The sequence below is a fragment of the Paracoccus haeundaensis genome, from assembly GCF_006239215.1.
GTDB classification, from domain to species: Bacteria; Pseudomonadota; Alphaproteobacteria; order Rhodobacterales; family Rhodobacteraceae; genus Paracoccus; species Paracoccus marcusii.
Genome location: NZ_VDDC01000002.1, coordinates 68882 through 91698 on the forward strand (window position 1 = coordinate 68882; position 22817 = coordinate 91698).

Below are 22817 nucleotides of genomic sequence, written 5' to 3' on the forward strand. Positions count from 1 at the left end.
GCGGTCTGCGTAAACCCCGGCCTACTCCGGCGGGCGATCGTCCGGGGGATGAGTTGGGCGGTTGTAGCTCAGTTGGTTAGAGTACCGGCCTGTCACGCCGGGGGTCGCGGGTTCGAGCCCCGTCAACCGCGCCACAACTCATCATTCGCCCGAAGGAAATGCGCGGTTGTAGCTCAGTTGGTTAGAGTACCGGCCTGTCACGCCGGGGGTCGCGGGTTCGAGCCCCGTCAACCGCGCCATTTCTTCCCTTCCCCTTCTCGGCAGGATCACGCTAAGACGGCGTCGATTTTGCGTATTGGAGGAAGCGATGACGGACATGGTCCAAGCCCGGCAACTGATCGACGCCCTTGGCGCCGCCGCCCGAGAGGCCGCGGTGGTTCTGGCGCAGACGCCAGCCGGACCGAAACGCATGGCCCTGCTGTCCGCCGCCGACGCCATCGCCGCCCGTACCCCTGATATCCTGGCGGCCAACGCCCGTGATCTGGACTTCGCGCGCGAAAAGGGGCTGTCGGATGCGATGCTGGACCGGCTGCGTCTGGACGGCGCACGCATCGCCGCGATCGCCCAAAGCCTGCGCGAGGTTGCCGAACAGGATGATCCGGTCGGGCAGGTCATCGCGGAATGGGACCGGCCCACGGGGCTGCATATCCGCCGCGTGCGCACACCCATCGGCGTGATCGGGGTCATCTATGAAAGCCGGCCGAACGTGACCGCCGATGCGGGGGCGCTGGCGTTGAAGTCCGGAAATGCGGTGATCCTGCGCGGCGGTTCGGAAAGCCTGCATTCCAGCAGCGCGATCCATGCCTGCATGGTCGAGGGTCTTCGCGCGGCGGGCCTGCCGGAAACCGCCATCCAGATGGTGCCCACGCGCGACCGCGCGGCGGTCAGCGCCATGCTGGGCGCGCAGGGGTTGATCGACGTGATCATCCCGCGCGGCGGCAAGGGGCTGGTCGGGCTGGTGCAGGACCAGGCCCGCGTACCGGTCTTTGCGCATCTGGAGGGCATCTGCCACATCTATGCCGACGCCGCGGCCGATCTGGATAAGGCGCGGCGCGTGGTGCTGAACGCCAAGACGCGGCGCACAGGCGTCTGCGGTTCGGCCGAATGCTTGCTGATCGACAGGGCGTTCCATGACCGCCATGGCGACGTCCTGATCCGCGACCTGCTGGAGGCGGGGGTCGAGGTGCGTGCCGATGGTGATCTGGCGCGCATCCCCGGCACCGTGCCGGCCAAGCCCGACGATTTCGGGCGCGAGTTCCTGGACATGATCATCGCCGCCAAGCTGGTGGACGGGGTCGAGGAGGCCATCGCCCATATCCGCCGCCATGGCAGCCAGCACACCGAATCGATCCTGACCGAGGACGACGCGACCGCCGAACGGTTCTTTGCCGGGCTGGACAGCGCGATCCTGATGCGCAACGCCTCGACCCAGTTCGCGGACGGTGGAGAGTTCGGCATGGGCGCCGAGATCGGCATCGCCACGGGCAAGATGCATGCCCGCGGGCCGGTGGGGGCGGAACAATTGACCAGCTTCAAATATCTGGTCACGGGCGACGGGACGGTCCGCGCCTAGAACGCGATCTCGCCCCCGGTGTCGTCGAATTCATGGCGCAGGGGGCGGTTCTCGGCCCGTGCCGCCTCGGCCAGCAGGGCGAAATGCACCTCGGACGGGGCCAGGGTGCGGGGTTGCGGGCCGTCCAGCCAGCCCCACAGGGTCGGGTCGACCTTGCTGCGGTCGCATTCCGCGACCAGCCGCCATTGCGGACCGTCGCGGAGCACGATCACCCGGCCGCCCCAGGGCATCGCGCTTTCCATGCACATCACCGCCAGCACCAGCATGCGGATCTCGGGCCGCGCGAAATCGCCGGCAGCGTCCAGGGTGATTGTCAGGCGGCCCTGTGCGGCGATCCCGTCCAGCAGACGGCGCAACTCGGCCAGTCCGATCCGCTGTTCGCCCTGCGCCATGCCGAACGCCATGCGATAGGCCTGGATGCGCGCGCGTGCCGCGCCCACCGCTTCGGAGATCAGGCGCAGTTCGGGGGATTGGGCCAAGCCCGGAAAATCGGGCGACATCTCCAGCAGCTCGACCCCGTTGCCGATGGCCCCCAGGGGCGACACCAGGTCATGGCACAGCCGCGATCCCAGCAGTGCGGCCAGATCGCCCGCAGCGATCCGCGTTGTATCGACCGTCATGTATGATTACCTTCCAAAGTGCAGAGAAATGGAGTTTTCGCGGTGAACGATATCCTTGAACCCGGCATGATCGTGCGTCATCCCGGCGCGCCCGAATGGGGCGAGGGGCAGGTCCAGTCCCGGATCGGCGACCGCATCACCGTGAACTTTACCGAGGCCGGCAAGCAGGTCATCGACGGACGCCGCGTGGCGTTGCAGATCCTGCGCATGGGCGACATGTAAACTCCTGATATTGCTTGCGCGACGATGCAACTGAAGGTTGCGCGATGCAAGCGGAACTTGGGCCGCACGTGTTGCATTGGTCGCGCGGCTTTCCTAGACAGGCCGCAGCCCAAGCACCGAGGCCATCGTGAACCGCGCCGACCCTGCCTTTTTCCAGATCCGCCTTGCCACGACGCCCCGCGACCTGATGGCCGCGCAGCGCCTGCGCTATCGCGTGTTCGTCGAGGAGCTGGGCGGCACCGGCCCGCTGGTCGATCACGACGCCCGGCTGGAACGGGACGAGTTCGACCCCGTCGTCGACCACCTGTGCCTGATCGACACGCGCCGCGACGCGGAGGCGCTGGATCACGTGGTCGGCGTCTATCGCCTGCTGCGCAGCGATGTGGCGGCCTATTTCGGGAGGTTCTACTGCGACGGTGAATACGATCTGGCCCCGCTGCGCGACAGCGGCCGACCGCTGCTGGAACTGGGGCGGTCCTGTGTCGATCCCGATCACCGTGGCGGGGCGGCGATGTTCCTGATGTGGAACGCGCTGGCCGATTACGTGCTGGACCACGGCATCCAGATCCTGTTCGGCGTGGCCAGCTTTCACGGCACAGACCCGACGCTGCTGGCGCCGTCGCTGTCCTGGCTGCACCACCATCACCTGGCCCCGCCGGACCTGCGGCCCCGCGCGCGGCCCGACGGGTTCCAGACGATGGACCTGATCGCCCCCGACCGCCTGGACCGGCGCGAGGCGCTGGTCGGGATGCCCGCGCTGATCAAGGCCTATCTGCGCCTTGGCGGTCTGGTGGGCGAGGGAGCGTTCATCGACCGTGCCTTCAACACGACCGACGTGTTCCTGCTGATGGACACGGGCGCGATGTCCGCCAAGCACAAGCAGTTCTACGAAAGCCGCTGGCAGCCGACATGAGCCCGACCTGGCGCGATGCCGAACCGCCTGTGCCGGCCCCCCCGCGCGGGCTGCGCGACGGGCTGCGGGTGATCCGCCGCGGCGTGCCGGCGGTTCTGGTGCTGATGCTGGGCGTGCTGCTGATCCTGCCGCTGCGCGGGATCGAGCGACTGGTGCATGGCCGCCGCCGCCCCTGGACCGGACCGCATGTCCAGATCGTCTGCCGCCTGGTCCTGGCCTGTATCGGCCTGCGCTGGCGGCGCGAGGGGACGCCCCTGCGAGGCCCCGGCGCGGTCGTGGCGAACCATTCCAGCTGGCTGGACATCCTGACGCTGAACGCCGCCCTGCCGGTCTTCTTCGTCAGCAAGGCCGAGGTTGCCCGCTGGCCCGGCATCAACATCCTGACCCGCGTGACCGACACGCATTTCGTGACACGCGATCCGAAACTGGCCCGCGCGCAGGCGCTGGAATTCGCCGAACGCATCCGCGCCGGGCATCGCCTGCTGTTCTTCCCCGAAGGCACGTCCAGCGACGGACGCCGCGTCCTGCCGTTCAAGCCGACCCTGTTCCAGGGGTTTCTGGCCGACGACCTGCCCGCCGGTCTGGCGATCCAGCCGGTCAGCGCGACCTATCACGCGCCGCCGGGGCGGGATCCGCGATTCTATGGCTGGTGGGCGGACATGGATCTGGGGCCGCACCTGCTGTCGATTCTTGCGGCAAGACGCCACGGGCATGTGACCGTCCGGCTGCACCCCCCGATTCCCGTCGCAGGAAACGACCGCAAGACCCTTTCGGCAGCATGCTATTCTGCGATAGAAGCCGATTTTCGCGGTCTTGCCACACCTGCCTGAAACCGTCGGGCCGACCCCTGTCAAGACCTTGCCAGCCGCGTTTTGACGCTATATCTGGTGTCCAACCCTGAACAAACCACCAAGGAATGAGCGTATGACCCGCTTTGCCGCCCCCATCGCCGAACAGATCTGGGACATGAAGTACCGGATGAAGGATTCCGAGGGGCAGGCCGTCGACGGGTCGGTCGAGGACAGCTGGCGTCGCGTCGCGCGCGACCTGGCGCGCGTGGAAAGCGACCCGGCCAAGTGGGAGGACAAGTTCTATTCCGCGCTGGAGGACTTCAAGTACCTGCCCGCGGGCCGCATCCTGGCCGGTGCCGGAACGGGCCGGTCGGTCACGCTGTTCAACTGCTTCGTCATGGGCACCATCCCCGACAGCATGGGCGGCATTTTCGACATGCTGAAGGAGGCCGCGCTGACCATGCAGCAGGGCGGCGGCATCGGTTACGACTTCAGCACAATCCGCCCGCGGGGCGCAGTGGTCAAGGGCGTGGCGGCCGATGCGTCGGGCCCGCTGTCCTTCATGGATGTCTGGGACGCGATGTGCCGCACGATCATGTCGGCCGGCTCGCGCCGTGGCGCGATGATGGCGACGATGCGCTGCGACCACCCGGACGTGGAACAGTTCATCGTGGCCAAGCAGGACAGCGCGCGCCTGCGCATGTTCAACCTGTCGGTGCTGATCACCGACGATTTCATGGATGCCGTGCGCGCCGATGCGCCCTGGGACCTGAAGTTCGAGGGTCGGGTCTACAGCACCGTCCAGGCGCTGGACCTGTGGAACCGGATCATGAAGGCGACCTATGATTTCGCCGAGCCGGGCGTGATCTTCATCGACCGGATCAACAAGGCCAACAACCTGTCCTATGTCGAGACGATCGCGGCCACCAACCCCTGCGGCGAGCAGCCCCTGCCGCCCTACGGCGCCTGCCTGCTGGGCTCGATTAACCTGGCCCGGCTGGTCAAGAACCCGTTCACCGAGACGGCCGAACTGGACCCCGAAGGCCTGGACGATCTGGTGCGCACGGCGGTCCGGATGATGGACAACGTGGTCGACGCATCGAAATTCCCGCTGGACGCACAGGCCGAGGAAGCCCGCAACAAGCGTCGCATCGGTCTGGGCGTGACCGGTCTGGCGGACGCGCTGCTGATGCTGGGCCTGCGCTACGGCGCCGATGACGCGGTTGCGCAGACCCGCGTCTGGATGAAGGCCATCGCGCGGTCTGCGTATCTGGCATCCGTCGATCTGGCCAAGGAAAAGGGCGCCTTCCCGCTGTTCGACGCCAAGAAATACCTAGCCTCGGGCTTCATGTCCAAGATGGACGCCGACGTCCGCGACGCGATCGCCAAGCACGGCATCCGCAATGCCCTGCTGACCTCGATCGCGCCGACGGGCACGATCAGCCTCTATGCGGGCAACGTGTCGTCGGGGATCGAGCCGGTCTTCGCCTATGCCTACAAGCGCAAGGTCCTGCAGAAGGACGGTTCGCGGACCGAGGAGGAGGTCGTCGATTACGCAGTGCAGATGTGGCGCGACCTGAAGGGCGACGCGGCGCTGCCCGATTACTTCGTGAACGCACAGACGTTGGCGCCCAAGGACCACGTCGCTATGCAGGCCGCGGCGCAGGAATGGGTCGACAGCTCGATCTCGAAGACCATCAACTGCCCCGAGGACATCAGCTTCGAGGCGTTCAAGGACGTCTACATGGCGGCCTGGGATCTGGGCTGCAAAGGCTGCACCACCTATCGTCCGAACGATGTGACCGGCTCGGTGCTGTCCGTCAGCGAGACGACCGAAAAGGCGCCGGAGGCCGACAAGGGCGCGGATGTCGTCTATCTGACCGAGCCGCTGGACCGTCCCGCGGCGCTGGAAGGCGCGACATACAAGCTGAAATGGCCGGGGTCGGAGCACGCGATCTACATCACGATCAACGACATCATCCACGGCAACCACCGCCGCCCCTTCGAGATTTTCATCAACTCCAAGAACATGGAGCATTATGCCTGGACGGTCGCGCTGACGCGCATGGTCTCGGCTGTGTTCCGCCGCGGGGGCGACGTGTCCTTCGTGGTCGAGGAGCTGAAGGCGGTCTTCGATCCGCGCGGCGGGGCCTGGATGCAGGGCCGCTATGTCCCCTCAATCCTGGCGGCCATCGGCGGCGTGATCGAACGCCACCTGATCGAGACGGGCTTTCTGGCAGGCGAAGGGCTGGGCCTCAAGTCCGACCCGCAGGCCGAAGTGATGGCCGTGGGCGAGGCCCCGCGCGGCCCCGCCTGCTCCAGCTGCGGTCAGTACGGGATGCGCATGGTCGAGGGCTGCATGACCTGCCCCAGCTGCGGCCATTCCAAATGCGGATGATCTGAAGCGTTCTCCAAGCGATCATAAGAAAAAAGGCGGTCCATCTGGGCCGCCTTTTGTTCATGATCGGCACAGCCCTACGCGTCTGGCGATTGATATCGTCGCGGGATGAGGCGCTATGAGGGGGCAGGGGTCGGCGAACATGGACCACCGGAGATGGGTGCAGCTCCGCTGATCCACATCCCGCATCACGGGCATGCCAATTCGACACGCGCGTTTATGATCAGCCACCGTCAGACGCGCTGCCGCATCGCAATGGTCATTTGCCCTTGGCAGCAACGGCAGCCGAGACGACATCCTTGGTGCTGGGCGCCGAAGCGTTTGTCTTGGGCTTCTGCTTCTTCGGCTTCTTTTCGTCGCGTTTGCGTTTGTCCATGCCCTTGGCCATGTTCGTCTCTCCAATAGCCGCCGGGGACCGGCGGGTGGAAACGATACGCCATTGCAGGAAAAAGGATAGACACGTCGGCGGCATCACCGCCGTTTCGGGGCGATCAAGGCTCGAAGCCTGGCTCGTACTCGACGAAGGCGCTCATGCACAGATCGGCGCAGGGGTCTTTCGGGGCGGCGCAGGCGGACAGCGCCAGGATGGCGCAGAGGGACAGGCGAAACATGATACTGACTCCGATACTATCGAAGCCTTATATAGGTCATTTGTTCAATTTGCTAACCTGTCTTTCCGGTCAGGACAGGCATTGCCCCTATCTGCCGCGCGGCGCCGCATAAACCGCCGCCCAGTAACGCGTGCGCCCATCCGCGCCAAGAGCCTGCCCGATGCCGAAGTTGCTGACCTGCGGGATCATGATGTTCGAGACATGGCCCGCAGAGGCGTTCCATTCCGCCAGAACCCGATCCAGGCCGAACGGCCCCGCGGCGATGTTTTCTGCCGTGACGGTGGGCGCATAGCCAAGCGCCTTGACCCGCTGCGACGGGCCAGAGCTGCGGCTGCCCGCATGGGTCATGCGGCCGCGTTGCGCCATGTCGCAGGCATGCCGTGCCGCGGCGCGCGCTAGCAGATCGTTCGCCTGCACCGGGGGCAGGCCGGATCGCTGCCGGAGCGCGTTGGTCGCCCGCACCCCGGCCGCCTGCTGGTCCGCCGTGGTGGCAGGGCAGGTGGCAGGACCGGGCGCCGAGGCCTGGACGTCGATCGTCGATGCCGGCCCGGACGGGGCCGATGCACAAGCAGCCGTCAGCAGCGCCAAGGTCAGCACCCCGCAACGACCGTAGGGACCAGATGCCGACATCAGGAACTCCCGTCATGATTGCATTATGTGTCATTTGACACGCATAAGGCATGCTCTGTCACCTGTTTTGTGCAGACCTTGTCCGAAACCGTCAGCGCGGCGGAACTTGGGCGGCAGACGGCTCCACCACCGGGCAGTCATGGGCGCAATCATGGGTCGCGGCGCCATCGGCGATCCGGCGGGCGCGTCGGTTCGCCGCGGCGCCATCATGGTCGGACACGTAGCCCATCATGCATGGGGCGCGGTCAGCCGGCTGACCGACCTTGGAGACGACCAGGATCTGCGTGCTCCGCCCACCATTGCCATTGGCCAAGTGAAGCCGCTGGATGGCCGCGACGGGGACGGGCCGCCCGCCGACCTGTGCCATGCGCCATTCGACGGTGGGACCCGCATGATTGAAGGCACCGAATGTCGGCGTGCCCGACCCGTCGGCATGGCTATAGGTCACCGCCTCGCGGCCGTCGGTCTGGCGCAGCAGATAGGACTATCCGACGACGTTGGGGCAGGAGATATCCGCCCAACTGCCCTCGTCCGGTGGCGACCGGTCGATCACGCGGCAATCGTAAGCCGGTCCGTTCGTTGTTTAGATGCTGGTCAGCCCGCCCATGCAGGGTGCGCCAAGGCGATCAGGATCGCTGCTGCGCATCGTGTCATCAATCCTCTCTGGCCGTGGTTCCGGCAGGGGAACGCGGGGGCGGCATGGGTCTTGGCAGGGCGGACGCCTTGACGCAGGGGACAAGGGTCACGACTGTTGACCTGCGCGTTCCAAGAAACCATCTAGATGACAAGACCGCCCGGTGCCATGGCCGGGGCGGGGCCCCTGACATGGATTGACGATGACGCGGTATCTGTCCTCCTCGACGCTCGCCTTTCTGGCGATCCTGGGCTTTCTGGGCTTCTGGATCGGTGGCGGCATGCTGAACCGTGAACCCCCCGCCGAGGCCGCCCCGGTCGAGGTGGCGGTTCCCCATGTCGCGGCCAGCATGTCCGTCGCAGAGGAGATCGTGCCGCGGACGGTGCTGTTCGGGAATGTCGTCCCGGACCAGACGTCGATCCTGCGGGCGCGTACCGCAGGCATCGTCGAGGAGGTCGTGCGTCAGGGCCACGTCGCCGAACAGGGCGAGCAATTGGCGCTGCTGTCGGCCGACGACCGCGAAGCCGGCGTGGCGCGCGCCGAGGCGGCCGTGGGGTCGGCCGAGCGCGACTATGACGCCGCGCGGCAGTTGCGGGAACGGGGCGTGACCTCGGAGGCGGAACTGCAGTCGCGCTTTGCACAGCTGGAATCGGCCCGGGCCGAACTGCGCGCGGCCCAGCTGGAACTGCAGAACACCCGTCTGACCGCCCCGATCAGCGGCACCGTCAGCAACGTCATGGCCGAACTGGGCAGCTTCGTGGATGCCGGCGGAGAGGTCCTTGAGATCGTGCGCAACGATCCCCTGATCGCCCAGATCGAGGTCCGCCAGTCCGAGATCACCTCGGTCGCGCTTGGCCAATCCGCGCAGGTCGTGTTCCAGGGCGGCCGCGAGGCTGAGGGCCGCGTGCGCTTCATCGCGCCGGTTGCCACGGCCGAGACGCGCACCTTCCGCGTCGAGGTCGAGGTTCCAAACCCCGACAATGCCGTGCCCGCGGGCCTCAGCGCGCAGATATCGCTGGCGATGGACGCGGTGCGCGCGCACCGGCTGTCGCCGGCGCTGATCCGGCTGGATGACGCCGGTCGGATCGGCGTGTTCGTTGTGGCCGAAGACGGCCAGACCCTGCGTTTCGCGCCGGTCCAGATCGTGCAGGCCCGCGCCGAGGCGATTTGGGTCACCGGGCTGGAGGACCGCGCGCGGGTCGTCACCATCTCTCAGGGCGCGCTGAGCGACGGGCAGCAGGCCCGCGTCAGCGACACGCCGGAACCCTACCGCGACGTCGTGGGCGACGGGGCGACCGATGCGGCGGCGCTGCTGGGCACGGCTCAGGCCTCTGACGCCGTGGCCGGCCCATGAACGGGATCATCGCGGCGGGCTTTTCCCGCGCCCGCACGGTGATGATGTTGATGGTGGGCCTGCTGTTGGCGGGCTTCACGGCCTATGTCACCATCCCCAAGGAATCGATGCCCGAGGTCGACATCCCGATCTTCATCGTGAACGTCACCTATAGCGGCGTCAGCGCCGAGGATGCCGCCACCCTGCTGGCCGAACCGATCGAGCGGCAGGTGAACGCGCTGGAGGGCCTGCGGCGGATGGAGACCGTGGCCAGCGAGGGTTTCGCCTCTGTCACGCTGGAGTTCCGCCCCGGCTTCGATCAGGCGCAGGCGTTGCAGTCGGTCAAGGATGCCGTGGACGACGCGGGTCCGGACATTCCGCCCGAGGCCGACGGCCCCTTCGTTCGCGAGATCGACATGGCGCTGTTCCCGATCCTGACGGTGGCGCTGTCAGGCCCCGTCCCGGAACGCGAGCTGATCCGCCTTGGCCGCGCGTTGAGCGACGAGATCGAGACCGTCAGCGGAGTCCTGCAGGCCGACCTGACCGGAGAGCGCGAGGACCAGCTGGAGATCCTGATCGATCCGCTAGCGCTGGAGACCTATGGCATCTCTCCGGGGCAGCTGTCGCAGGCAATCCAGGCCAACAACCAGCTGATCGCGGCCGGGTCCTTCGATACCGGGGCGGGCCGCATCGGGGTGTCGATCCCCGGCACCGTCGTCCGCCTGGACGAGATCATGTCGATCCCGGTGCTGGTCGACGGGGCCACCGTGCTGCGCGTCCAGGACGTGGCCGAGGTGCGCCAGACGTTCAAGGACCCGGTCAGCTTTGCCCGCATTGACGGACAGCCCGCCCTGGCCATCGACGTGCGCAAGACGGTGGGCGCGAACGTGATCGACACCGTCGCCGCGGTCCGTGACGTGGTGGCGCAGACCCGCGCCGACTGGCCCGAACAGGTCGGCGTCGTCTTCATGAACGACCAGTCCAAGGAGATGCGCACCCTTCTGTCGGACCTGCAGAACAACGTGATCGCGGCGGTGGTGCTGGTGATGCTGGTCACGGTACTGTTTCTGGGTCTGCGCGCATCGCTGCTGGTGGCGGTGGCCATCCCCGGATCGTTCCTGGGCGGCATCCTGATCATCTGGGCGCTTGGCTTCACGCTGAACGTGATCGTGCTGTTCGCGCTGATCCTGGTGGTCGGCATGCTGGTCGACGGCGCCATCGTAGTGGTCGAGATGGGCGAACGCCTGATTGCCAAGGGCCATGGCAAGGCCGAGGCCTATCTGCTGGCGGCACAGCGGATGGCATGGCCGATCACCTCGTCCACCGCGACCACGCTGGCGGTGTTCTTTCCGCTGCTGTTCTGGCCGGGGCTGGCCGGGCAGTTCATGTTCTATCTGCCCGCCACGATGATCGCCACGCTGCTGATGTCGCTGCTGATGGCGCTGGTCTTCGTGCCGGTGACGGGCAGCGTCGTGGGCGGGGGGCAGGCGTTGCCGCCCGAACCCGATGCCGACGACACGTCCGGCGCGATGGCGCGCCTGTCGATCTGGACCATCGCGCGGCCCGGCGCCACGTTGGGGCTGTCGATCCTGACGGTGCTGGTGATCCTCTATGCCTATTCGCACATGAACCGCGGGGTCGAGTTCTTTCCCGAGACCGACGCCGAACGCGCGCAGGTCCAGATCACCGCGAACGGCAACCTCTCCGTCCAGGAGAGCGACCGACTGGTGCGCCTGATCGAGGAACAGGTCCTGGGTTTCGAGGGCATCGAGCGCGTCTATTCCCGCACCATCGGCAGCGTCGCGGAGCGTGTCCGCTCCAGCCTGTCCAGCGACGTGATCGGCCAGATCCAGGTCGAGTTCACCGACTGGCGCACCCGCGCCCCCTCGACCGAGGTGATCGACCAGCTGCGCGCCGCCACGGCGGAGGTGCCGGGCCTAGGCATCCAGATCGAGGCCGCGGCATCCGGGCCCGGTGCGTCCCGCCCGGTCCAGATCGAGATATCGGCCTCCAACCGCCCGGCGCTGCAGCAGGCGTCGGCCAAGATCGAACAGCTGATGCAGGCACAGGGCCGCTTCGTTGACATCGCCAACGACACGCCCCGACCCAACCCCGAGATCCGGCTGGTCGTCGACCGAGAGGAGTCGGCGCGCTTCGGCATCGACATGAACACCATCGGCACCGCGGTCCAGCTGCTGACGACGGGGGTGAACCTGGGCACCTACCTTCCCGATTTCGCCGATGACGAGGTCGACATCGCCCTGCGCTATCCGTCAGATCAGCGCAATCTGGAGAACCTGTCGTCATTGCGCGTCGCCGGTCCGTCTGGCGCGCAGGTGCCCATCTCCAACATGGTGCAGATGCTCCCGGCGCCGGCACCCTCCGCCATCACCCGCATCGCCGCGAGAGAGACCCAGACCCTGACCGCGGACCTTGCCCCGGGCGCCACGCTGCAGGCCGAGCTGGCGCTCATCCAGGCCAGCATCGACCAGGCCGATCTGCCCGACGACGTCGAGGTCACGTTCGGAGGAGAGATCGAGGACCAGCAGGAGGCGATGACATTCCTGATGGGGGCGTTCGTCGCGGCGATCTTCCTGATGTTCACCATCCTGCTGATCCAGATGAACAGCTTTTATCAGGCGTTGCTGGTGCTGACGGCGATCGTGTTCTCGATCTCAGGGGTGTTCCTTGGGCTGATGGTCCGGCAGGAAGCGTTCTCGATCGTGATGAGCGGCATCGGCATCATGGCCTTGGCTGGCGTCGTGGTGAACAACAACATCGTGCTGATCGACGCCTACAACGAATATCGCGGGGCCGGCGACGACCCGGATCGCGCGGCGCGGCGTGCGGCGTCGGAACGGGTGCGTCCGGTGCTGTTGACGGCCGGCACGACGGTCATTGGCCTGGTGCCGATGGTGCTGGGCATGACCATCGATTTCACCGGCCGCGACCTGTTCCTGGGTGCGCCTTCGGGCCAGTTCTGGATCCAGCTGTCGACGGGGATCGCGGGGGGGCTGGTGGTGGCGACTGCGGTCACGCTGATCCTGACGCCGACGCTGCTGGCATGGGACGGACGCAGGCGCGTCCGCAGGCAGACGCGACGCGCGGCGGCGCAGCCCGCGGAATAAGGCGGGCCGCCCGATGGGGCGGCCCGACCGTCATTCAGTCGAAGGCGCGGTCGGTGATGGTCGACACCCATGCCCCTTCGGGGGCGGCCTGGATCACCGGGTCGGACCCGCCCGACAGCAGGATATCGACGGTGCGCTGGTAATCGGCCTCGGCCAGGGTGCCGTCCGAACCTTCCAGCAGCTTGGCGATCTCGGTCATCATGCGGGTCTGATGCTCCAGGGTCTGGGCGCCGGTCTCGTCATTGTCCAGGACGATCTGGGCGGCCTCCTCGGGGTTCTCGGCCGCGTATTGCCAGCCGCGCATGCTGGCGCGGACAAAGCCCACCAAGTCGGTCACCTTCTCGCTGTCCTCCAGCGTCTCCTCCAGCACATAGAGGCCGTCCTCAAGGGTGGCCACGCCCTGGTCCTCGTACTTGAAGGTCACCAGGTCATCCTCGGCGATGCCGGCGTCGATCACCTGCCAGTACTCGTTGTAGGTCATCGTGCTGATGCAGGCAGCCTGTTTCTGCAGCAGGGGATCGACGTTGAAGCCCTGTTTCAGCACGGTCACACCCTCGGGGCCGCCCTCGGTCGACAGGCCAAGCGTGTTCATCCAGGACAGGAACGGGTATTCGTTGCCCGCGAACCAGACGCCCAGGGTCTTGCCCGCGAAATCGGTAGCCGGATCGCTGATGCCGCTTTCCTTCAGACAGGTCAGCATCATGCCCGACGCCTTGAAGGGCTGGGCGATGTTCACCATCGGCAGGCCCTTTTCGCGCGCGGCCAGCGCCGCAGGCATCCATTCGACGATCACGTCTGCGCCGCCGCCGGCCAGGACCTGGGTCGGTGCGATGTCAGGACCGCCCGGCAGGATGGTCAGGTTGACGCCCTCTTCTTCGTAGAAACCCTTTTCCTGCGCGACGTAATAGCCCGCGAACTGGGCCTGCGTGACCCATTTCAGCTGCAGCGTCAGATCGCCTGCCTGCGCCCCTCCGGCCATCAGCGCAAGGGCCGCGGCCCCGGTCATCAGTCGTGTCATTTCCCGTCTCTCCTGTTGGTGGGATCCGTCCCGGATGGGGATGCGGCCCCGGTTAGTTGCGCTGCGACGGGTGCCAGAACGTCACCTTCTTCTCGATCAGCGCAACGATGCCATAGAACAGCGTTCCCGCCAGCGCCGCCACGACAATTTCGGCCCAGACCAGCGGCAGGTCCAGACGCCCCACCGCGGTCGAGATGCGGAAACCCATGCCGCGCGTCGGGCTGCCGAAGAATTCGGCAACGATCGCCCCGATCAGGGCCAGCGTGGTGGTGATCTTCAACCCGTTGAACAGAAAGGGCATCGCGGCGGGCAGGCGCAGCTTCCACAGCGCCGCGCCATAGGGGGCGGCCCAGCTGGCCATCAGGTCACGCTGCATCGCATCAGTGGCGCGCAGGCCCGCGACCATGTTCACCAGAATCGGGAAGAAGACCATCACCACCACGACCGCGGCCTTGGACTGCCAGTCGAAGCCGAACCACATCACCAGGATCGGGGCAATGCCGACGATGGGCAGGGCGGCGACGAAATTGCCGATGGGCAGCAGCCCGCGCTGCAGAAAGGGACTGCGGTCGATGGCGATGGCGGTCAGAACCGCCGCCGCCGCACCGATCAGCCAGCCGGTCAGCGCCCCCTTGAGGATCGTCTGGACGAAATCGGTCCACAGAATGCCGGTATTAGCCGCGAAACTGGCCGTGATCTGGCTGGGTGCGGGCAGGATCACGGTCGGGATCGCATAGGCGCGGACCGCCATCTCCCACAGCAGGATGATCGTGCCGCCAAAGATGATCGGCACGACGGCGCGCGTCACGGGCGTGTCGAACCCGGCCAGCCAGGCGTTGAACAGCCACGCGATCAGCCACACCGCCACCAGCGGCGCGGCCGTCGGCGCCAGCCAATGCGCGGCGACCAAGGCGACGATGCCCCCCGCGACCGCCTGGATGTTCTGCAGGAACCAATAGGTCCGACCAAGGCGCAGCTCTGTCATCGTGCCAACCCCATGCGGGTGAGGGTGCGTCGCTCCAGCCATCCGACGATGGCGACAAGGCCCGCGGCCAGCAGGGCAGCAACGAACAGCGCCGACCAGATCTGGACGGTCTGGCCGTAATAGCTGCCTGACAGTAGGCGCGCGCCCAGGCCCGCGGTCGCCCCGGCGGGCAGTTCGCCCACGATGGTGCCGACCAGCGCCGCGGCGATCGCGACCTTGAGACTGGCGAACAGGTAGGGCAGCGACGACGGCAGCCGCAGCCGCCAAAAGACCTGGGCGTTGCTGGCGCTCCAGCTGCGCATCTGGTCCAGCTGCATCGCATCGGGGGTGCGCAGGCCTTTGACCATGCCGACCAATACCGGAAAGAACGACAGCCATGCGGCGATGATCGCCTTGGGCAAAAGGCCCGTGACACCCATGCTGGACAGGACCACGATGACCATTGGCGCGATGGCCAGGATCGGCACGGTCTGGCTGGCCACGGCCCAGGGCATGACCGACTGGTCCATGCTACGGCTGTGGACGATGCCGACTGCCAGCAGGATGCCCGCGCCGGTACCGATGGCAAAGCCTGCCAGCGTCGCGGACAGGGTCACCCAGGCATGCCAGACCAAGCTGCGGCGCGAGGTGATGGCCTGACCGGCCAGCCCCTCCCACAGGCCGACGGCCACCTGGTGGGGCGCGGGCAGCACGGGGCGTTCCTGCACCAAGGTGCGCGCGACAAGGTCGGGCAGGGTCAGCGTCACCTCGGCCCGGGCGGCCTGGTCACGCTCCCACTGGGCGTTCATGCGGATCGCGGCCAGGTACCAGACGGCGACGATGGCCAGCAGCACCGTCATCACGGGCACAAGCCGCCCCCTAGTCATGGCTGTGTCCGTCGCGCAACCCCTCGCGGACCTCATGGGCCAGGGCGATGAATTCGGGCGTGTCGCGGATGTCCAGCGGACGGTCCGGGGGCAGGGTGCTTTCGATCACGCGGGTGATGCGGCCTGGACGCGGCGACATGACGACGATCTTGGTCGACAGATAGACCGCCTCGGGGATCGAATGCGTGACAAAGCCGATGGTCTTGCCGGTCTTGCGCCACAGGGCCAGCAGCGCCTCGTTCAGGCGGTCGCGCACGATCTCGTCCAAGGCGCCGAAAGGTTCGTCCATCAGCAGGATGTCGGCGTCGAAGGCCAGCGCTCGTGCGATGCTGGCGCGCTGCTGCATGCCGCCCGACAGCTGCCACGGAAACTTGCCGCCAAAGCCCGACAGTTCGACCAGGTCCATGACCCGGGCAATGCGTTCCGCGCGATCAGCCTTTGAAAACCCCATGATCTCCAGCGGCAGAGAGATGTTCCCCGCGATCGTCCGCCACGGATAAAGCCCCGGCGCCTGGAACACGTACCCATAGGCGCGCGCCCGTCGGGCCGCGTCCGGCTCCATTCCGTTGACGCGCAGGGTGCCGTCGGTGGGCGTCTCCAGCGCGGCGATGCTGCGCAGGAACGTGGTCTTGCCGCATCCCGACGGCCCGATGAAGCTGACGAATTCGCCGGGCGCGATGGACAGGTCCACGTCCTTGAGGGCGTGCACCGGCCCGTCGGCGGTCTGGAAGGTCAGGCTGACGCCGCTTGCCTCGATGACGGTCAAGTCACACCCCGCTTGCAGGAATGCCGCCGCGCTGGACCGGGCGCGGCGCGGTCAGGTCCTTCCAGGCGGACAGCGCGCGGTTCACCTGACCGTGCGGCTCGCGGGCCACGAATTCGCCGTGCCCCTTGCGGCTGTCGACCTTGCCCTCGGTCACGGCAACGACGCCGCGGGTCAGGGTGAACCGCGGCAGGCCCTTGACGGTCTGCCCCTCGAACACGTTGTAATCGATCGCGGATTGCTGGGCACCGGCCGTGATCGTCTTGGTCGCCTCGGGGTCCCAGACCACCAGGTCCGCGTCGCTGCCGACCAGGACCGCGCCCTTTTTCGGGTACATCCCCAGGATCTTGGCGATGTTGGTTGAGGTGACGGCCACGAACTCGTTCGGCGTCAGCCGCCCCGTGCCGACTCCATGCGTCCACAGCATCGGCATCCGATCCTCAAGACCCCCGGTGCCGTTCGGGATCTTGGTGAAATCGCCGATGCCGGTGCGTTTCTGATCGGTTGTGAAGGCGCAGTGGTCGGTCGCCACGACCGACAGGCTGCCCGACTGCAGACCGGCCCACAGGCTGTCCTGGTGCTGCTTGTTGCGGAACGGCGGCGACATGACCCGGCGTGCGGCATGATCCCAATCCGCGTTGAAATACTCGGATTCGTCCAGCGTCAGGTGCTGGATCAGCGGCTCGCCCCAGACCCGCTTGCCTTGGGCGCGCGCCCGGCGGATCGCCTCATGGCTGTCCTCGCAGCTGACATGGACCACGTACAGCGGCACGCCTGCCATGTCGGCCACCATGATCGCGCGGTTCGTGGCCTCGCCCTCGACCTGGGGCGGGCGGGAATAGGCGTGGGCTTCCGGGCCGGTGTTCCCCTCGGCAAGCAGTCGCGCGGACAGCTCCGCCACCACGTCGCCGTTCTCGGCATGGACCATCGCCACGCCGCCCAGATCGCCGACCCGGCGGAACGACGCGAACAACTCGTCGTCATTCACCATCAGCGCGCCCTTGTAGGCCATGAAATGCTTGAAGCTGGTGATGCCGCGGTCCACGACCGCCTGCATCTCGTCGAACACCTGCTGGCCCCACCACGTGACCGCCATGTGATAGCTGTAATCGCAATGCGCGCGCCCGGACTTGTTGTCCCACATCTGCAGCGCATCCAGCAGTCCCTGGCCCGGCGACGGCAGCGCGAAGTCCACGACCATCGTCGTGCCCCCCGCCAGTGCCGCCCGCGTCCCACTCTCGAAATCGTCGGCCGAATAAGTGCCCATGAAGGGCATCTCCAGATGCGTGTGCGGGTCGATCCCGCCCGGCATGATCAGGCAGCCGCCCGCGTCCAGGACGGTGTCACCGACCAGCCCCTGACCGATCGCGGCAATACGCCCCCCCTCGATCAGCACGTCGGCCTGATAGCTCAGATCCGCCGTAACGATGGTTCCGCCCCTGATGACCGTGCTCATGGTATCCCTCTTCTTCTTTGTCCAAATACCCTGGGGGTCCGGGGGTAAAACCCCCGGCCACGGTCCGCGTCAGCGGACGATCTCGGCGGCGTCCAGCACCGCGTGCAGCAGCACGTCGCATCCCGCACGCGCCCAGTCCGGCGTGATCGCCTCGGCCTCGTTGTGGCTCAGCCCGCCTTCGCAGGGGCACATGATCATCACTGTCGGCGCAACCTTGGCGATCCAGCAGGCGTCATGCCCCGCGCCCGACACGATATCCATGTGGCTGTAGCCTAGCCTCTCGGCCGCGCCGCGCACCTTGCCGACCAGGTCGGGATCAAAGGTCACCGGGTCGAAATGCCCGACCGGCTCGATCTCGATCCCCAGCCCCAGTTCCGCGGCGATCTCAGCGGCCTCCGCTTCCAACCTCGACCGCATCGACGTCAGCTTCTCCAGATCGGGCGACCGGAAATCGATGCAGAACACCGCCTTTCCCGGAATGACATTGCGGCTGTTCGGGAAAAGGTTGGCTTGGCCGACGGCACCGACCGCATCCGGCTGGTGGTCCATCGCGATGCGATGCACCGCCTCTATGATCCGTGCCATGCCAAGGCCCGCATTCACGCGCATCGCCATGGGCGTGCTGCCCGTATGGGCATCCTTGCCGGTCAGCGTCACCTGCAGCCACCACAGCCCCTGGCCATGGGTGACCACGCCGATCTGCTTGCCCTCTGCCTCAAGGATCGGGCCCTGTTCGATATGCAGTTCGAACATCGCGTGGATCTTGCGGTCGCCCGGCGCTTCGGTTCCGCGCCAGCCGATCCTGTCCAACTCGTCGCCGAAACGCTTGCCATCGGCATCCTGACGGCTGTTGGCGTAATCCTCGGTCAAGACGCCCGCAAAGACGCCCGACGCCAACATGGCGGGCGCGAAACGCGCGCCTTCCTCGTTGGTCCAGTTCGTCACCACGACGGGGCGGCGCGTGCGGATGCCCAGGTCCCGGATCGACCGGATCACCTCCAGCCCGGCAAGGACGCCCAGCACCCCGTCATAGCGCCCGCCGGTCGGCTGCGTGTCCAGGTGGCTGCCGATATAGACGGGGTCCAGATCGGGCTCGGCCCCCTCATGGCGCATGAACATGCTGCCCATCCGGTCGATGCCCATCGTCATGCCGGCTTCTTCGCACCAGCGCTGGAAAAGGCTACGTCCCTCGGCATCGGCATCGGTCAGGGTCTGGCGGTTGCAGCCGCCCGCGATGCCGGGGCCGATCTGGGCCATCTGGTCCAGACTGTCCCACAGCCTGTCGCCATCGACGGTCATGTTCGCAGCCGTCATCACGCCACTTGCGTCGCTCATTCGCAGTCCTTCCTGTCGGGCCGCCCCATTCTGTCGCGGGGTCGGCTGGATGGGTTTGGCCGCTTACGCGGCGGTCTTCAGCACCTCGCCAAGCGTGCCGATCAAATGATCGATCTGCGCCTCGCTGATAATCAGGGGCGGCGACATGGCGATGATGTCGCCCGTCACGCGGATCAGGATGCCGGCCTCGAACGCGCGCACGAAGATGTCGAAGGCGCGCTTGCCCGGCTGACCCTCGATCGGCGCCAGCTCCACGGCGCCGATCAGGCCCATGTTGCGGATGTCGATCACGTTCGGATGGTCCCGCAGCCCGTGGATCGCCTCTTGCCAATAGGTCTCCAGCGACGCGGCGCGCGTCAGCAGACCTTCTTCGGCATAGGTGTCCAACGTGGCGATGGCCGCCGCGCAGCTGATCGGGTTCCCGGAATAGGTATAGCCGTGGAACAGTTCGATGATGTGCTCGGGGCCCTGCATGAACGCGTCATAGATCTCCGCGGTGGCCAGGACCGCGCCCATCGGGATCACGCCGTTGGTCAGGCCCTTGGCGCAGGTGATCATGTCGGGGACAACGCCGAAATGCTGGGCAGCGAAGGGGCTGCCCAGGCGCCCGAAACCGGTGATCACCTCGTCGAAGATCAGCAGGATGCCGTGCTTTTTCGTGATCGCGCGCAGCTTCTCCAGATAGCCCTTGGGCGGCATCAGGACGCCGGTCGACCCGGCCATCGGCTCGACGATGACGGCGGCGATCGTCTCGGCTCCGTGCAGGGCCACGATGCGCTCCAGCTCGTCGGCCAGGTTGGCGCCGTGTTCCGGCTGCCCCTTGGTGAAGACGTTCTCGGGCAGATGGGTGTGGGGCATGTGGTCGACGCCCGCCAGCAATGTGCCGAAATGGCGGCGGTTGTTCACGATGCCCCCGACCGAGATCCCGCCGAAGCCCACGCCGTGATAGCCCCGCTCGCGCCCGATCAACCGCGTGCGGGCCGCGTCGCCCCGCGCCCGGTGATAGGCCAGCGCGATCTTCAGCGCGGTATCGACGGCCTCGCTGCCCGAATTCGTATAGAAGACATGGTCCATCCCATCGGGCGCGATGTCCACGATGCGGTTGGCCAGCTCGAACGCCAGCGGATGGCCCATCTGGAAGGCGGGGGCATAATCCAGCTCTCCGACTTGGTTCTGGACGGCCTCGGTGATCCTGGGGCGGCAGTGGCCGGCGTTGCAGCACCACAGGCCTGCCGTCCCGTCCAGGATCTGGCGACCGTCTGCGGCCGTGTAATGCATGTCCTTGGACGCAACCAACATCCGCGGCGCCGACTTGAACTGACGGTTCGCGGTATAGGGCATCCAGAAAGCGCGCAGGTCATTCGGGGCGGGCTTGCGGTCAAGCGGCATGGGCATCGTCCTCACGGATTATTGACCAAACGGTCAGGATCAGGCTAGCACGGGGCAGGGGGCAGTCAAGCGTCCTGACAAGCCGGATGACAATTCCGACCGATCTGCCCAAAATCGGATCATGCCAGAGCCGGAGCTTCGATGACAGAGACCAGCATGCCCCAGATGACCCGGATTCAGCAGAAAAACAGGGAGCTGATCCTGAACGGGGCGTTGGAGGCGTTTTCGGCCAACGGATTGCGCGGCGCGACCATCGACCAGATCGCGCGGGCAGCGGGCCTGTCCAAGCCGAACGTCTTGTATTACTTCGGCTCCAAGGACGAAATCCACAAGGCGCTGCTGACGACCCTGCTGGAGATGTGGCTGGCGCCGATGCGCCAGATCGACCCCGACGGAGAGCCGCTGGCCGAGGTGCTGCGCTATGTGCAGGCCAAGCTGTCGATGTCGCAGGACTATCCCCGCGAAAGCCGCCTGTTCGCCCACGAGATCCTGCAGGGCGCGCCGCATCTGACCGAAATCCTGGGCGGCGATCTGCGACAGATCGTCGATCGGACGGTCGCGGTTCTGGAAGGCTGGATGGACCAAGGGCTGCTCGCGCGGGTCGAGCCGCGCCACCTGATCTTCTCGATCTGGTCGATGACCCAGCACTATGCCGATTTCGAGACGCAGGTCCGCGCCGTCCTGGGAGACGGCCGCGACCCCGTGGCCGAGGGCGCGGCATTCCTGGACGACCTGTACCGAAAGCTGCTGACGCCCTAGCTGGGCTTGTCCAGCATTTCGGCCGCCGTCAGGATCAGCGACAGGTTCTCATGCGCTGCGGCGATGAAATCCTCGCGCGCGCCCGACACCCAATCCTTGGTCGCGGCGTTCGTCGCGGCGATGATCGCGGCGGCCAAAATCTCGATCACGCGTTCGTCCGACCCGGGCATCCGCCGATGCAGCAGCGTACGCATCTGCGCGCGGCGCGCCAGCATGGCGCTGTTGCGCAGCGCCTCCAGCTTGGGGTCCTTGTCGGACAGGGCCAGCATCGCGCCGATCAGTTCGCGTTCGTTCAGATATCGGGCCAGATGCGCCTCTATCAGCAGGCCCAGATCCTCGATCAGGCGACCCTTGCCCGCGATGAAGATCTCGGACGCTTCGGGCGGATAGTCGGGCGGCGGACCCATCAGGGCCGCCTCCTTGTAGGGGTAGTAGTTGAAGAAGGTCCGCGTGCTGATGCCCGCATGTCGGGCGATCGCCTCGGTCGTGACATTGGGAAGACCGTCGCGGACGGCCAGTTCGATGGCTGCGGCCTGGATTTTCTTGGCGGTTTTGAAACGGCGCGTCTCGAGGGGGCTCATGCAGGTCCGATCTTGTCTTGTTGTTCCGGCCAGCGTCGCAAGCCAGCGTTGCGGCGGCAAGCCCGAAAAATGCGGAAAACGCCGTCTGCGGGTGGCAGAGGGCGTTTGCGCCTTGCGAAAAGGTCGTCTGAAATCAGCTGCCCCAGGTGCGGACGGGACCGCAATCCATGTGCACGAAGTTCGACCGGCTGTAGCGTCCCACGCCACCGGCGCGGCAGGCCACCGCAGCCTGGTACATCTGCCCGACCGAGCGCGACTTCAGCCGCAGGTCGGCCGCCTTGCCCGTCAGGTGCAGCGAGTTCTGCGCCACGCCGCTGGACTGGCGCCGCAGCATCGCGTTGGTGCGGGGCGAGCGGTATCCCGACAGCATAATGTAGGGTTCGTTGGTCTGCAGCAGGCGCGAGGACGCGGCCGCCACGTCGATCATCCGCGGGTCGATGCCGATCACCTCGCCCGTGCGCCAGTCGCGCATGAAGACGTTGATCTCGTTCAGGGCCTCGCGGATGTATTTTCCGTCGACCCAATAGACCGTGTCGATGCTCTCGCCGGTCCGGCCGTTGTACATCTTGACCCGCCGCATGTCGCCCGCATTGCCGCGCAAAAATCCGAAGGCATTCGCCATCACCGGGGTCGCCGCAACACTGGTTGCCGCGAACACACCCAAGATGCCGCGACGGGAGATAATGTCCATTGTCATGTCAGATCGCCTGTCCTGCTTCGTTTTTTTAAGCCGGCGACACGTCGCGGCCTGTCGTGGTTTATCCCCGACCTGATTAACAATATGTCAAAAGCGCGTGCGCGACGAAACGGAT

General features: G+C 66.5%; 21 protein-coding genes and 2 tRNA genes. 10 read left to right on the plus strand and 13 right to left on the minus strand.

The window, feature by feature from the left end; all coding sequences use genetic code 11:
- Positions 1 to 57: 57 nt before the first annotated feature.
- The 3 genes from FHD67_RS01485 to FHD67_RS01495 all read left to right on the plus strand — a co-directional run bounded on the left by FHD67_RS01485 (position 58) and on the right by FHD67_RS01495 (position 1573).
- Positions 58 to 134 (plus strand) — tRNA-Asp (locus FHD67_RS01485).
- A gap of 28 nt (positions 135 to 162) precedes the next feature.
- Positions 163 to 239 (plus strand) — tRNA-Asp (locus tag FHD67_RS01490).
- 77 nt (positions 240 to 316) lie between these two features.
- Entirely contained in the window at positions 317 to 1573 is a 1257-nt protein-coding gene (locus FHD67_RS01495) for a glutamate-5-semialdehyde dehydrogenase (protein ID WP_425467237.1), read from the plus strand.
- Here the strand turns inward: FHD67_RS01495 and FHD67_RS01500 are convergent.
- Positions 1570 to 2193: a histidine phosphotransferase family protein gene (locus FHD67_RS01500; protein WP_045980844.1), complete on the minus strand. Its 624-nt coding sequence runs from the start codon at positions 2191 to 2193 to the stop codon at positions 1570 to 1572. The two genes, FHD67_RS01495 and FHD67_RS01500, sit on opposite strands and share 4 nt — an antisense overlap.
- Before the next feature lie 42 nt (positions 2194 to 2235).
- On the opposite strand from FHD67_RS01500, the gene FHD67_RS01505 reads away from it, so the two are divergent.
- From FHD67_RS01505 to FHD67_RS01520, 4 genes are all read left to right on the plus strand, one after another.
- Positions 2236 to 2415: a DUF3553 domain-containing protein gene (locus FHD67_RS01505; protein WP_042249936.1), complete on the plus strand. Its 180-nt coding sequence runs from the start codon at positions 2236 to 2238 to the stop codon at positions 2413 to 2415.
- 127 nt (positions 2416 to 2542) lie between these two features.
- Positions 2543 to 3328 carry an L-ornithine N(alpha)-acyltransferase gene (gene olsB, locus FHD67_RS01510; RefSeq protein ID WP_484217442.1) on the plus strand — a complete coding sequence of 262 codons (786 nt, stop codon included), beginning with the start codon at positions 2543 to 2545 and terminating at the stop codon, positions 3326 to 3328.
- Entirely contained in the window at positions 3325 to 4158 is an 834-nt protein-coding gene (gene olsA / locus FHD67_RS01515; RefSeq protein ID WP_139597595.1) for a lyso-ornithine lipid O-acyltransferase, read from the plus strand. Before olsB ends, olsA begins: the two co-directional genes overlap by 4 nt.
- Positions 4159 to 4252: 94 nt before the next feature.
- Complete coding sequence (locus FHD67_RS01520) at positions 4253 to 6517, plus strand: adenosylcobalamin-dependent ribonucleoside-diphosphate reductase (protein ID WP_139597596.1); 2265 nt, start codon at positions 4253 to 4255, stop codon at positions 6515 to 6517.
- Positions 6518 to 6776: 259 nt separating this feature from the next.
- Here the strand turns inward: FHD67_RS01520 and FHD67_RS21025 are convergent, their stop codons facing one another.
- The 3 genes from FHD67_RS21025 to FHD67_RS01535 form a co-directional block, all read right to left on the minus strand.
- Complete coding sequence (locus FHD67_RS21025; protein WP_255352761.1) at positions 6777 to 6905, minus strand: hypothetical protein; 129 nt, start codon at positions 6903 to 6905, stop codon at positions 6777 to 6779.
- Positions 6906 to 7215: 310 nt separating this feature from the next.
- Positions 7216 to 7758 (minus strand): CAP domain-containing protein, encoded by a 543-nt coding sequence (locus FHD67_RS01530; protein WP_139597598.1) that lies wholly within the window; start codon positions 7756 to 7758, stop codon positions 7216 to 7218.
- 91 nt (positions 7759 to 7849) lie between these two features.
- Positions 7850 to 8206, minus strand: a complete 357-nt coding sequence (locus FHD67_RS01535; protein WP_139597599.1) for a hypothetical protein — start codon at positions 8204 to 8206, stop codon at positions 7850 to 7852.
- Between the two features lie 388 nt (positions 8207 to 8594).
- Between FHD67_RS01535 and FHD67_RS01540 the strand changes: the two genes are divergently transcribed.
- Together FHD67_RS01540 and FHD67_RS01545 are read left to right on the plus strand one after the other, a co-directional pair.
- Positions 8595 to 9746 (plus strand): efflux RND transporter periplasmic adaptor subunit, encoded by a 1152-nt coding sequence (locus tag FHD67_RS01540; protein WP_139597600.1) that lies wholly within the window; start codon positions 8595 to 8597, stop codon positions 9744 to 9746.
- Entirely contained in the window at positions 9743 to 12853 is a 3111-nt protein-coding gene (locus FHD67_RS01545) for an efflux RND transporter permease subunit (RefSeq protein WP_139597601.1), read from the plus strand. The genes FHD67_RS01540 and FHD67_RS01545 overlap by 4 nt, the downstream gene beginning before the upstream one ends.
- 34 nt (positions 12854 to 12887) lie before the next feature.
- Here FHD67_RS01545 and FHD67_RS01550 read toward each other — a convergent pair whose 3' ends face one another.
- The 7 genes from FHD67_RS01550 to aptA form a co-directional block, all read right to left on the minus strand.
- Entirely contained in the window at positions 12888 to 13871 is a 984-nt protein-coding gene (locus tag FHD67_RS01550) for an ABC transporter substrate-binding protein (RefSeq protein WP_127898410.1), read from the minus strand.
- A gap of 52 nt (positions 13872 to 13923) precedes the next feature.
- Complete coding sequence (locus tag FHD67_RS01555) at positions 13924 to 14856, minus strand: ABC transporter permease (protein WP_139597602.1); 933 nt, start codon at positions 14854 to 14856, stop codon at positions 13924 to 13926.
- The gene (locus FHD67_RS01560; RefSeq protein ID WP_139597603.1) at positions 14853 to 15722 is read right to left on the minus strand and encodes an ABC transporter permease; all 870 of its coding nucleotides are present in this window, start codon (positions 15720 to 15722) and stop codon (positions 14853 to 14855) included. The genes FHD67_RS01555 and FHD67_RS01560 overlap by 4 nt, the downstream gene beginning before the upstream one ends.
- The gene (locus tag FHD67_RS01565) at positions 15715 to 16488 is read right to left on the minus strand and encodes an ABC transporter ATP-binding protein (protein ID WP_045980852.1); all 774 of its coding nucleotides are present in this window, start codon (positions 16486 to 16488) and stop codon (positions 15715 to 15717) included. Before FHD67_RS01565 ends, FHD67_RS01560 begins: the two co-directional genes overlap by 8 nt.
- A gap of 1 nt (position 16489) precedes the next feature.
- A complete protein-coding gene (gene hydA / locus FHD67_RS01570) occupies positions 16490 to 17941 on the minus strand; it encodes a dihydropyrimidinase (RefSeq protein WP_139597605.1) in 1452 nt (483 codons plus the stop codon).
- A 69-nt stretch (positions 17942 to 18010) separates the two neighbouring features.
- The gene (locus tag FHD67_RS01575; protein WP_425467236.1) at positions 18011 to 19276 is read right to left on the minus strand and encodes a Zn-dependent hydrolase; all 1266 of its coding nucleotides are present in this window, start codon (positions 19274 to 19276) and stop codon (positions 18011 to 18013) included.
- A 63-nt stretch (positions 19277 to 19339) separates the two neighbouring features.
- Positions 19340 to 20665, minus strand: a complete 1326-nt coding sequence (aptA, locus tag FHD67_RS01580; protein WP_139597606.1) for an omega-aminotransferase AptA — start codon at positions 20663 to 20665, stop codon at positions 19340 to 19342.
- A gap of 141 nt (positions 20666 to 20806) precedes the next feature.
- Here aptA and FHD67_RS01585 point away from each other — a divergent pair, with 141 nt between their 5' ends.
- Entirely contained in the window at positions 20807 to 21424 is a 618-nt protein-coding gene (locus FHD67_RS01585; RefSeq protein ID WP_232303252.1) for a TetR family transcriptional regulator C-terminal domain-containing protein, read from the plus strand.
- On the opposite strand, the gene FHD67_RS01590 is transcribed toward FHD67_RS01585, so the two are convergent.
- Positions 21421 to 22005: a TetR/AcrR family transcriptional regulator gene (locus tag FHD67_RS01590; protein ID WP_052714525.1), complete on the minus strand. Its 585-nt coding sequence runs from the start codon at positions 22003 to 22005 to the stop codon at positions 21421 to 21423. The genes FHD67_RS01585 and FHD67_RS01590 overlap by 4 nt on opposite strands.
- A 133-nt stretch (positions 22006 to 22138) precedes the next feature.
- Complete coding sequence (mepK, locus tag FHD67_RS01595) at positions 22139 to 22702, minus strand: peptidoglycan L,D-endopeptidase MepK (protein WP_139597607.1); 564 nt, start codon at positions 22700 to 22702, stop codon at positions 22139 to 22141.
- Between the last annotated feature and the right edge of the window lie 115 nt (positions 22703 to 22817).